11 protein-coding genes are annotated in these 11,728 nt (G+C 63.9%); 10 read left to right on the top strand and 1 reads right to left on the bottom strand.

Going from position 1 to position 11,728, the window contains the following annotated elements; genetic code table 11:
• Positions 1–62 precede the first annotated feature (62 nt).
• Positions 63–443, top strand: coding sequence for a response regulator (locus BMX61_RS18630; protein ID WP_170854975.1), 381 nt, complete (start codon positions 63–65; stop codon positions 441–443).
• A gap of 55 nt (positions 444–498) precedes the next feature.
• Here BMX61_RS18630 and BMX61_RS18625 read toward each other — a convergent pair whose 3' ends face one another.
• Positions 499–1,527 (bottom strand): DUF2793 domain-containing protein, encoded by a 1,029-nt coding sequence (locus BMX61_RS18625; protein ID WP_075625667.1) that lies wholly within the window; start codon positions 1,525–1,527, stop codon positions 499–501.
• A gap of 370 nt (positions 1,528–1,897) precedes the next feature.
• Here BMX61_RS18625 and BMX61_RS18620 point away from each other — a divergent pair, with 370 nt between their 5' ends.
• From BMX61_RS18620 to BMX61_RS18580, 9 genes are all read left to right on the top strand, one after another.
• A complete protein-coding gene (locus BMX61_RS18620; protein ID WP_075625666.1) occupies positions 1,898–3,148 on the top strand; it encodes a sarcosine oxidase subunit beta family protein in 1,251 nt (416 codons plus the stop codon).
• A gap of 57 nt (positions 3,149–3,205) precedes the next feature.
• A complete protein-coding gene (locus tag BMX61_RS18615; RefSeq protein ID WP_075625665.1) occupies positions 3,206–3,484 on the top strand; it encodes a sarcosine oxidase subunit delta in 279 nt (92 codons plus the stop codon).
• Complete coding sequence (locus BMX61_RS18610) at positions 3,481–6,468, top strand: sarcosine oxidase subunit alpha family protein (protein WP_075625664.1); 2,988 nt, start codon at positions 3,481–3,483, stop codon at positions 6,466–6,468. Before BMX61_RS18615 ends, BMX61_RS18610 begins: the two co-directional genes overlap by 4 nt.
• Positions 6,465–7,016 (top strand): sarcosine oxidase subunit gamma, encoded by a 552-nt coding sequence (locus BMX61_RS18605; RefSeq protein ID WP_075625663.1) that lies wholly within the window; start codon positions 6,465–6,467, stop codon positions 7,014–7,016. Before BMX61_RS18610 ends, BMX61_RS18605 begins: the two co-directional genes overlap by 4 nt.
• Positions 7,017–7,340: 324 nt before the next feature.
• On the top strand, positions 7,341–8,243 hold the full coding sequence (locus BMX61_RS18600; RefSeq protein ID WP_075625662.1) for a branched-chain amino acid ABC transporter permease: 903 nt from the start codon (positions 7,341–7,343) through the stop codon (positions 8,241–8,243).
• 4 nt (positions 8,244–8,247) lie between these two features.
• A complete protein-coding gene (gene livM / locus BMX61_RS18595) occupies positions 8,248–9,639 on the top strand; it encodes a high-affinity branched-chain amino acid ABC transporter permease LivM (RefSeq protein ID WP_075625661.1) in 1,392 nt (463 codons plus the stop codon).
• Entirely contained in the window at positions 9,639–10,544 is a 906-nt protein-coding gene (locus BMX61_RS18590) for an ABC transporter ATP-binding protein (RefSeq protein WP_075625660.1), read from the top strand. The genes livM and BMX61_RS18590 overlap by 1 nt, the downstream gene beginning before the upstream one ends.
• Complete coding sequence (locus BMX61_RS18585) at positions 10,541–11,263, top strand: ABC transporter ATP-binding protein (protein WP_075625659.1); 723 nt, start codon at positions 10,541–10,543, stop codon at positions 11,261–11,263. Before BMX61_RS18590 ends, BMX61_RS18585 begins: the two co-directional genes overlap by 4 nt.
• Before the next feature lie 34 nt (positions 11,264–11,297).
• On the top strand, positions 11,298–11,642 hold the full coding sequence (locus tag BMX61_RS18580) for a DUF6867 family protein (RefSeq protein WP_075625658.1): 345 nt from the start codon (positions 11,298–11,300) through the stop codon (positions 11,640–11,642).
• Positions 11,643–11,728: the final 86 nt, after the last annotated feature.

The raw sequence follows: 11,728 nt of genomic DNA, 5'->3' as shown, positions 1-11,728 counted from the left end.
CGCCCCCATATTGCCGCTCTGACGAGGGGCACCGCATGCATTGGATACAGGAAGACACATTCGTGACGCCTTCAGACGTGGCTCCAATCAAGCGCATTCTCGTGCTCGAGGACAATTTTATTATTGCCATGGAAGCCGAGGACATTCTGCGCTCTCTGGGTGTTGAGCATGTGGAAATCGCCACCAATGCGCAGCAGGCCCGCCAACTGGCCGGCGAGCATGCTTTTGATTTCGCGCTCCTGGACGTCAATCTCGGCAGCGAGACGAGCTTTGCCTTTGCCGACGAGCTTTCGGCGCGAGGCACCCCCTTCGGCTTCGTCACCGGTTATGGTGAAAGCGCCGTCTTTCCGCCGGCGCTCCGCAGCCTGCCGCGCATCACCAAGCCATTCAACGAGGATATGATGGCGACGCTGCTCGCCGCCGTCTCCGCCAACCGCCGCTGAAGCCTCGGAAGCAGGCCCTTTGCTGCACGGCGAATGGCTGGCGGCCTCGATGCGCCTATAGCATGATCACGATGAGGTCCGTCCGGTCGATCGAGAAATCGACGCTGGCGTTGCCGCCATGGTGCAGCGTCAATTCGTCGCCAGCCGACAGGGCCGCAAGACCAAGCGCGCTGCCATCGACCTGGGCCGGCGGGCTGGTGTTGCGATAGGTCGCAAGCGTCTTCGTGGCATTGGCTTCGACCGAAACGGAAAAGCTGCTGGAGGGCGCTGCATCCACGGAAAGCGCCAGCAGATAGATGCCTGTGGCAGGAACGACGAGCGGCGCGCCATTGGCGGGAAGCGGCGTCCCCAGCGTAAAGCCGCCTTGATTCAGGGCCGGCGCGGCGAAGCCGGTGCGTGCACCGTCGGCAATAGCCTTGACGCCCGTGCCCAGCGAGGCGCGCACCAGGGGACGGGCGGGCATGCGAACATGGCCGGCCCCGTCCGATTGCAATGCCGTCACCCAATTGGCGCCGTCCGCGCTGACCTTGAGCGAAAATCCGTCATTGCCTGACAAGCCCATTTCCGCGCGGCCCGACCAGCCGCTCTGGAACAAGAGCGACGCGGTGTCGGCCGGACCGGCCTTGTTGATCTTCATCTGATGGCCTTGCCCATCATGAGAGAACAGGCTGGCAGCGGCGGCGACCGCCAATCTGTTCGTGCTGTCGGCTGTCGTGTGGATGCCGAGCATGGGCGCAGCGCCCAGCGTCTCGGCATCCTCCCATGTGGCGCCGGTATAGACCTTCAGCCTCCTTTCCGTGAGAAACCAGGCACGCCAGCCCGCGCGTGGCGTCAGGAAGGACCAGCCTTCGTCCTGATAGACCGCGAGACGGCCCGAGCGGCCGGCAAAGCTTTCCGTGGCGGAAGCGAGCACGGCAAAGACAGCGCCGTCGGCAGGGCTGGCCGGCGGGACTGTAAGACTATCGGCCACGACGAGCTGCGTCACGACGTCCAGCACCTGGAGCGCCGCATTGTGCGTCACATGTTTTTGCGCTTGGGATGGCAGGATGAAGGGCATGTCGAGATTGCTGCTGCGGTCGCTCATCGGTCGATGTCTCCTGTTCTCGACGGCGGGAAAAGCCGTGAGCGGGATTGTCGCCGTGCGGCGCGATGCGGGGAGGAAAAAGGCCAAAAGCCGGCTTTCCGCCTTATCTGCGCCGTCTTTGCCGGTTCGACAGAAGCGTCAGTCGGCGTGAACGCAAAACTCCGTTCGGGTGTGGCAGAGTTGCCCTTGTCTGCCCTGCGGCATATTGCCAAGCTGTGCTGCGTCGCCATGGCGACCGGACCCTGGCTTTGCCAGTCCGCTGAAGGGTCGAAGCCTTTTCGAGGCGCCGGCCGGTTGGAATGAAGGTCTGGGAGAGCGGCGGAGCCGCCTCTTCGCTCAGGCCGATGAAGAAGATGGAAACATCGCCTCTATGCGCTACTCCGCTCTGTCGCTTGTGAAGAATGCCCTTGGCCGCAATCTCGGTTGGGCACCCGTCTGGCGCGAGCCGGAGCCCAGGCCGCATTATGACGTGGTGATCGTCGGCGGCGGCGGACATGGGCTGGCCACGGCCTATTATCTCGCCAGGGAATTCGGCATCCGCAATGTGGCGGTGCTGGAGAAAGGCTATCTCGGCTCCGGCAATGTCGGCCGTAACACGACGATCGTGCGCTCCAATTACATGCTGCCGGGAAACGAGCCCTTCTACGAATTCTCGATGAAGCTCTGGGAAGGGCTGGAGCGGGAGCTGAACTACAATGTCATGCTGTCCCAGCGCGGCGTGATGATCCTCTATCACAGCGACGGCGAGCGCGATGCCTTGATCCGGCGCGGCAACGGCATGTGGATGGAAGGCGTGGCGGCTGAGCTGATCGACCGCGAAGGCGTGCGCCGGATGATGCCGTTCCTGAATTTCGACCATGCCCGCTTCCCCATTCTCGGAGGTCTGTTGCAGCGGCGGGGCGGCACGGCGCGCCACGATGCGGTGGCCTGGGGCTATGCCCGCGGCGCCGACCGGCTGGGTGTCGATCTCATCCAGAATTGCGAGGTCACCGGCATTCGCCGCGAGGCGGGCCGCGTTACTGGTGTCGAGACCACGTGCGGCTTCATCGGCTGCGGCAAGCTCGGCCTGGCGGCGGCCGGCCATTCCTCGCATGTGGCGCAGATGGCCGATCTGTCCCTGCCGATCGAAAGCCACGTGCTTCAGGCCTTCGTCACCGAGGGGCTGAAGCCCTGCATCGACCATGTGATCATCTACGGCGCTGGCCATTTCTACATTTCCCAGTCCGACAAGGGCGGCTTGGTGTTCGGGGGCGAGATCGACGGTTTCGGCTCCTATGCCCAGCGCGGCAATCTCGCGACCGCCGAGCATGTGATGGAGGAGGGCGTGGCGATGATTCCTGGGCTTTCGCGCGTGCGCGTCCTGCGGTCCTGGGGCGGTGTGATGGACATGTCGATGGATGGTTCGCCGATCATCAGCCCGACGCCGATCGACAATCTCTATCTCAACGCCGGGTGGTGCTATGGCGGCTTCAAGGCCACGCCGGCGTCCGGCTTCTGCTTCGCCCATCTGATCGCCAAGGGAGAGACGCACCCCGTCGCCCGCTTCTTCCGGCTCGACCGTTTCGAGCGTGGCCACATGATCGACGAGGCCGGCGCCGGGCCGCAGCCCAATCTCCATTGAGATGCGCGACCACGTCTCACCCGACCTTCCAGTCCCACCGACCGGGAACCCTGATCCATGGCAAGTCTGATTTCCTGTCCTCATTGCGGCCCAAGGCCGAAGGAGGAATTTTCCGTGACCGGTGACGCCACGCGCCTGCGGCCGGCTTCCGATGCCTCTGATGAGGCCTGGCACGCCTATGTCTATCTGCGCGCCAACCCGAAGGGCGTGCATCTGGAACATTGGCAGCATGTCGGCGGCTGCCGCCGCTTTCTGGTGGTGGAGCGCAACACGGCCACGCATGACGTGCTGTCCGTTGCCGATGCGGCGGAGCTTGCACGGGGAGGGGCGGCATGAGCGCCTATCGCCTGACCTCCGGCGGCCTGATCGACCGGGGCGCGCCGCTGAATTTCACCTTCGACAAGGCCGGCCTCTCAGGCTTTGCAGGGGACACGCTGGCTTCGGCGATGCTTGCCAACGACCAGCTGCTGATGGGCCGCAGCTTCAAATATCACCGGCCGCGCGGCGTCTTCACTTCAGGATCGGCCGAGCCAAACGCCCTGGTGACGACAGGCAGCGGCACGCGGCGCGAACCCAACGCCCGTGCCACCATGGTGGAGCTGCATGAGGGGCTGACGGCAATCAGCCAGAACCGCTGGCCCTCGCTGAAGCATGATCTCGGCGCGATCAACAATCTGATGTCGCCGCTGTTTTCGGCCGGCTTCTACTACAAGACCTTCATGTGGCCGTCCGCTTTCTGGGAAAAGCTTTACGAGCCGGTGATCCGCCGCGCCGCCGGCCTTGGCCGCACCACGCTGAAGCGTGACCCCGACACCTATGAGAAGGTCTGGCACTTTTGCGACCTCCTGGTCATCGGCGCTGGTCCAACAGGGCTGATGGCCGCGCTGACGGCGGGGCGCGCGGGCCTGCGCGTCGTGCTGGCGGACGAGGATTTTCGTCTGGGCGGCAGTTTCCTCTGCGAGACGCAGATGCTCGACGGACGTCCGGCCAGCGTCTTTGCGCAGGATCTTCTGGAAGAGCTGTCGGCGCTGCCGAATGTGACGCTGTTGCCGCGTACCACCGTTTTCGGCTGGTATGACGACAATGTCTTCGGTGCGGTCGAACGCGTGCAGAAGCATGTCGCCATTCCCTTGGACAAGCTGCCGGTCGAGCGGCTCTGGCGCATCGTCGCCAAGCGGGCGCTGCTGGCGACGGGGGCCGAGGAGCGGCCACTGGTCTTCGGCGGCAATGACCGGCCGGGCGTGATGATGGCGAGCGCCGCCGTCGCCTATGCCGCCCGTTTCGGCGTGGCCGTCGGCCGGCGCGTGGCTGTCGTCACCGCGTCCGATTCCGGCTGGCACAGCGCTGCCGCGCTTGCCCGCTGCGGCGTCCAGGTCAGCACGCTCATTGACGCGCGGCCCGGTGCGGTGGCGCCGCCCGGCCTTGTCCTGCCCGAGGGCATGCGGCAGCTGGCGGGTGCGCAGGTGGTGGATACGCTGGGGCGGCTGCGGGTCGAAGGCCTGGTGATCGAGCGCGCCGGCTACGAGGAGCGGATCGACTGCGACGCCGTAGCAATCGCCGGCGGCTTCAATCCTCGCGTTCATCTCGCCTGCCAGCGTGGCGCCAAGCCATCCTGGTCCGAACCCCTGCAGGCTTTCCTTCCGCCGGATGTCGGCCCGGCTTTCCAGGCAGCCGGTGCGGCGGCGGGCGTCTGGACCCTGTCCGACTGCCTGCGCGACGGCGCCGAAAAAGCCCTCGCCCTTGCAGACGAACTGGGCCGGCGCGCAAGCCTGCCCGATCTGCCCGTGGTGGATGACGAAGCGTCCGACAGCACGCCGGCGGCGCCGGTCTGGCTGATGCCGGGCGCGCGCTCCAAGGCGTTCGTCGATTTCCAGAACGATGTGCATGCGGGCGATCTGGCGCTCGCCTTGCGTGAAGGTTTCGGCCATGTCGAGCATGCCAAGCGCTACACGACCAATGCCATGGCGACCGACCAGGGCAAGCTCTCCGGCGTCAATGCTTCCGGCCTTCTGGCGGCGATGAAGGGCCTTTCGCCCGACAAGGTCGGCATCACCACCTACCGCCCCTTCTACACGCCGGTCTCCTTCGGCGCCTTGGCCGGGGCGGGACGCGACGAGGAGGCGGTCGCCCACCGCCATTCGCCGCTGCATGGCTGGGCGAAGAGCGAAGGGGCCGTGTTTGTCGAGGCGGGGCTGTGGCATCGACCCGCCTATTTCGCCAGGCCCGGGGAAAACGGCTGGCGCGCCAGCGTCGAGCGCGAGGTGACGACCGTCCGGCAGGCAGTCGGCCTCTGCGATGTCTCGACATTGGGCAAGATCGAATTGTTCGGCCCGGACGCTGCCGAATTCCTGAACCGACTCTATTGCAATCCTATGTTGAAGCTGCCGGTCGGCAAGGCACGCTACGGTCTGATGTTGCGCGAAGACGGCATGGTCTTCGACGACGGAACCGTGAGCCGGCTCGGTCACCAGCATTATCTGATCACCACGACGACCGGCATGGCGGCCAAGGTCATGTCGCACATGGAGCATGCGGCGCAGGTTCTCTGGCCGTTCCTCAATGTGCGCTTCGTTTCGGTGACGGAGCAATGGGCGCAGATGTCGCTCGCCGGGCCGAAGGCGCGCGCGGTGCTGCAGGCGGTGGTCGAGGACGATATCGGGCGCGCCGCCGTCCCGCCGCTCGCTGCGCAGACGGTGCGCCTGCGCAGCGGTGTGAAGGGCCGGCTGTTCCGGATCTCCTTTTCCGGTGAGCTGGCTTACGAGCTGGCTGTGCCGGCAGGCCATGGACCGGCCGTGGCGCGGGCGTTGATGGCGGCCGGGCAGCCTCATGGCATCACGGCCTACGGGCTTGAGGCGCTCAATGTGCTGCGCATCGAAAAGGGCCATGTGACCCATTCCGAGCTCGATGGCCGCACGACGCCGGATGATGTCGGCCTCGGGCGGATGCTGTCGCAGCAGAAGGCCGATTTTATCGGCAAGCGCATGTCCGAGCGCTATGGGCTGACGGCCGCCGATCGCGCCCAGCTCGTCGGTCTCGTTCCGGTCGACCGGTCCCGCACCATGCGCGCCGGCGCGCATCTCCTGCGCGAGGGTGCGAAGCCCTCGACGCTCAACGACCAGGGTCATGTCACCTCGGCCTGCGTCTCGCCAACGCTCGGCCATGCCATTGCGCTCGCCCTTCTGAAGTCCGGGCGCGAGCGGCTGGGCGAGCGGGTGATCGTCTGGGACAAGCTCCACAATGAAGAGGTCCTCGCCGAGGTCGTCTCGCCCGTCTTCGTCGACCCCGACAACAGCAGGATCGATCCGGAGGATCTCGCATGAATGCGCCTTTGACCGCTGAGGCCGATTGGCATCATCCTCTGGCCGGTATGGCAAGCTCGCCCGTGCGTGCGGTCGATCATCTCGACATCTGCCGGCGGCAGGCGGTCGGCCGCGTGCTGGCCGCGCCGGGCGAAGGGGCGGCCGTGGCGGCCATCCTGGCTCAGATCGAGGGCGTTCGGACTGCCGGTGTCGAGGAATGGCTGGTCGTTGACGCCGGGACCGACGGCTCCCTCGCGCTCGACCTGGCGGAGCGGCTGGGCGACCTCGCTTTCGTGCTCGATGCCAGCGACGCGGATATCTGCCTGCGGCTATCCGGCCCCAATAGCCGGCGCATCCTGGCAAAGGGCATCGGCATCGATCTTCATCCCGATGTCTTCGGCATCGGCGCAGCCGGTTACACGCTATGCCATGGCATCCGTCTTCATCTGGCACGTATGGCCGACACCAGTTTCGAAATCCTCGTGCCGCGATCCTACGCGCAGTCGTTGATGGATGCGCTCAAGCGGATGGGCCGCGAGTTCGATCTGTCGACCGGCTTTTCCGCCTGATCGCTGCGCGCAGAGCCAGCAGCCTGAGCGTGTGAGCCCTTGCTCACATGCGAAGATCCTGTGGACTGGTATGGCTTTCAAAACCATAGCCAGCGGTCGATTCTGCGGAAAAGCCGTCGAGAATAGACAATCCTGCATGGTTTTTAGCGCTTTGGACGGTGCAATCGCCACAATTTTAGGCGATCGCGACGAAAATGTGCGCGATGATTTTTTGTGCTTTCCTTTTCGATCGAAAGCGGTATGGAATGCCTTCAACCGCAAAAGCGGGAGACAATAAGAACAATAGGCCGGCTTTCCGTCACGTCGGCCCCCGGGGAAAAATTGATGGAATATTTCGTCCAGCAGCTCGTCAACGGGCTGACTCTCGGCTCGATCTATGGAATGATCGCCATCGGCTATACGATGGTCTACGGCATCATCGGCATGATCAACTTCGCCCATGGCGACATCTTCATGCTGGGCGGTTTCGCCGCCCTCATCGTCTTCCTGGCTTTGACCAGTCTGTTTGCCGGCATTCCTGTTGTCCTTGCGCTTCTCATCATGATGATCGTCGCCATGATCATGGCATCCTTGTGGAACTGGACGATCGAGCGTGTGGCCTATCGCCCGCTGCGCGGCTCCTTCCGCCTGGCGCCGCTGATCACCGCCATCGGCATGTCGATCGCCTTGTCGAATTTCATCCAGGTGACCCAGGGCCCGCGCAACAAGCCGATCCCGCCGCTGGTCTCCTCGGTCTATAACATCGCCGGCATCTCGATCTCGCTGAAGCAGATCATCATCATCCTGATCACCGCCATCCTGCTCTCGGTCTTCTGGTACATCGTCCACAGGACGCCGCTTGGCCGCGCCCAGCGCGCCACCGAGCAGGATCGCAAGATGGCGGCGCTGCTCGGCATCGACGTCGATCGCACGATTTCCGTGACCTTCATCATGGGCGCGGCGCTGGCTGCCGTCGCCGGCACCATGTATCTGATGTATTATGGTGTCGTGGTCTTCACGGATGGCTTTATTCCCGGGGTCAAGGCCTTTACCGCAGCCGTTCTCGGCGGCATCGGCTCGCTTCCGGGCGCGGTGCTCGGCGGTCTGCTCATCGGGTTGATCGAGTCGCTCTGGTCCGCCTATTTCACCATCGATTACAAGGACGTGGCGACATTCTCGATCCTGGCGATCGTGCTGATCTTCAAGCCGTCCGGCATTCTCGGACGCCCCGAGGTCGAGAAGGTTTAAAGAGATGGCCACTGTTTCCGCCAATCCCGCACGTGCCGAAGCTTCATCGACGGCGCGGGCCCTGCGCGAGGCCGTCTTTGCCGGCATCATCGCCTTCGGCCTCTTCGTTCTCTATGTCGGTCTGAAGACCGATCAGAACATTTCCAACGAGCTGATCCTAGTCCAGCGCTGGGGACTGCTCGCCATCTTCGTCGGCGTGGCCATGGTCGCGCGCTTCATCGGCGTGCTCTATGTACAGCCCTTCCTGAAGCGCCGGCGCACGGCCAAGTCCGAAGCCTCGGATCTGGAACTGCAGCCAAGCTATTTCAGACGCAATTTTTCCACCATCGCGATCATCGCGCTGGTGCTCTATCCGCCGCTGATGGTGGCGCTGTTCGGCACGCAGGGCTCGCTGAAGTGGGTCGACAATTTCGGCATCCAGATCCTCATCTATGTGATGCTGGCCTGGGGTCTGAACATCGTCGTCGGCCTCGCCGGCCTGCTCGATCTCGGTTATGTCGCCTTCTACGCGGTCGGCGCCTATTCCTATGCGCTGCTGTCCACCCATCTCGGCCTGTCCTTCTGGGTGTTGTTGCCGCTCTCGGGCCTGCTGGCCGCCGTCTGGGGCATGGTGCTGGGCTTTCCCGTCCTGCGCCTGCGGGGGGACTATCTGGCGATCGTCACGCTCGCCTTCGGCGAAATCATCCGCCTCGTCCTCATCAACTGGACGGATGTGACGCAAGGCACGTTCGGTGTGTCGGGCGTGGCCAAGGCCTCGATCTTCGGCATCTATTCCTTCGATGTCGGTGCGGCGAACAATTTTGCCAAGGTCTGGGGGCTGCCGATGTCGGCCGCCTATTACAAGATCTTCCTGTTCTACGTGATCCTGGCGCTGGCGCTGCTGACCGCCTTCGTGACGATCCGCCTGCGGCGCATGCCGGTCGGCCGCGCCTGGGAGGCTCTGCGCGAGGACGAAATCGCCTGCCGCTCGCTCGGCATCAATACGGTGACGACGAAGCTGACGGCCTTTGCGACAGGCGCCATGTTCGGTGGCTTCGCCGGGTCCTTCTTCGCGGCCCGCCAGGGCTTCGTCTCGCCGGAATCCTTCGTCTTCCTGGAATCGGCCGTCATCCTGGCGATCGTCGTTCTGGGCGGCATGGGGTCGCTGGTCGGGATCGCCGTTGCGGCCGTGCTGATGATCGGCGGAACGGAAATCCTGCGCGAACTCACCTTCCTCAAGGCGGTGTTCGGGCCCGATTTCACGCCCGAGCTCTACCGCATGCTGATCTTCGGCCTGGCCATGGTCGTGGTCATGGTGCTCAAACCCCGCGGTTTCGTGGGCTCGCGTGAGCCCAGCGCCTTTCTCCACGAACGCAAGAGCGTTTCCTCGAGCTTTACCAAGGAAGGGCACGGCTGATGGCTTCCGCTCCGACGACAAAGGCGGCAGCGGGCGCCGCAGCGCAAGACCCGATCCTCAAGGTCGAGCATCTCTCGATGCGCTTCGGTGGCCTCATGGCCATCAACGACCTGTCGTTCGAATGCCGGCGCGGCGACATCACCGCGCTGATCGGCCCCAACGGGGCCGGAAAGACGACGGTGTTCAACTGCATCACCGGCTTTTACAAGCCGACCATGGGCATGATGACGCTGCGCCAGAAAGGCGGGCAGGACTATCTCCTGGAGCGTCTGGCGGATTTCGAGATCACCAAGCGCGCCAAGGTGGCCCGTACCTTCCAGAACATCCGTCTGTTCACCGGCCTGACCGTTCTGGAAAATCTGCTCGTCGCTCAGCACAATGCGCTGATGCGCGCGTCGGGCTACACGATCCTGGGGCTTTTCGGCTTTCCCGCCTATCGCAAGGCCTCCAAGGAATCGATCGAGCTCGCCCGATACTGGCTGGACAAGGCTTCGCTCACCGAGCGGGCCGACGATCCGGCAGGCGATCTGCCCTATGGCGCTCAGCGCCGGCTGGAAATTGCCCGCGCCATGTGCACCGGGCCGGAGCTCCTCTGCCTGGACGAGCCGGCCGCCGGTCTCAACCCGCGGGAATCCCTAGCGCTCAATACGTTGCTGCAGGGCATCCGCGCCGATACCGGCACGTCGATCCTGCTGATCGAGCATGACATGTCCGTCGTCATGGAGATCTCGGACCATGTGGTCGTGCTCGAATATGGGCAAAAGATCTCCGACGGGACACCCGATTTCGTAAAGAACGATCCGAAGGTCATCGCGGCCTATCTGGGCGTCGAGGATGATGAGGTCGAAGAGGTGATCGCGGAAGTGGAAGAGGTGGCCCACGAAGTGGAGGGAGGCCAGAAATGACGCCGATCCTTCAGGTCAAGGCCGTCGAGACCTATTACGGCAATATCCGCGCGCTCGCCGGCGTCGATGTCGAGGTGCAGAAGGGCGAAATCGTCTGCCTGATCGGCGCCAACGGTGCCGGCAAATCGACGCTGATGATGACGATCTGCGGCAGCCCGCAGGCGCGCACCGGGCAGATCCTGTTCGAGGGCCGTGACATCACCCGCATGCCGACCCATGAGATCGCCCGGCTGCGCATCGCGCAATCGCCGGAGGGACGGCGGATCTTCCCGCGCATGACGGTTTATGAAAACCTTCAGATGGGCGCCAGCCTCGACAATCTGAAGTATTTCGATGAGGACGTGGAGAAGATGTTCACGCTCTTCCCGCGGCTGAAGGAGCGCCAGAGCCAGCGCGGCGGCACGCTGTCGGGCGGCGAGCAGCAGATGCTGTCGATCGCCCGCGCGCTGATGGCCCGGCCTAAGCTCCTGCTTCTGGACGAGCCGTCGCTCGGCCTCGCGCCGCTGATCGTCAAGGGCATCTTCGAGGCGATCCGCAAGCTGAACGAAACCGAAGGACTGACCGTGTTCCTGGTGGAGCAAAACGCCTTTGCCGCACTGAAGCTGTCGCACCGCGCCTATGTCATGGTCAACGGCCAGGTGACGATGACGGGTGGCGGACGCGAGCTGCTCGCCAATCCGGAAGTGCGCGCGGCCTATCTGGAGGGCGGGCGTCACTAACGCCGCCTCCCGGTCTTTCAAGGAGACGAACCCCATGCAAGGCATTCTCTACGAAGAAGCCTCCTTCGCGCAGTTCGTGATGATCACCTGCATCATCGGCGGCTGGACCGCCTGGCGCACCGGCAAGAGCGTCGCCGACAGCTGGAAGGACTACGGTCTGGTGGTGTTTTACACGGCGCTGCTCGGCGTGGCGATCCGCTTCGTTCATCACGCATTGTTTGGCGGCACGATGTTCACGCTGCAATACTACATCGTGGACACGATCGTGCTTTTGCTGTTTTCTACCGCTGGCTTCCGCTTCTATCGCACGAAGCAGATGACCACGAGCTACTACTGGCTCTACGAGAAGGCTTCGCCCTTTTCCTGGAAGGCAAAATAACAAGGGAACGGACGGCGGATCGGGCGGCAAGCCCGGCATGCCGATCTTAAAAGTTTCCGGCGGCGTCATAGTGGGGACGATGCCGG

This window comes from Xaviernesmea oryzae (assembly GCF_900109605.1).
Classification (GTDB): Bacteria; Pseudomonadota; Alphaproteobacteria; order Rhizobiales; family Rhizobiaceae; genus Xaviernesmea; species Xaviernesmea oryzae.
The sequence above is the reverse complement of the archived record's forward strand: the minus strand, read 5'-3'. Positions and strand labels throughout refer to the sequence as shown.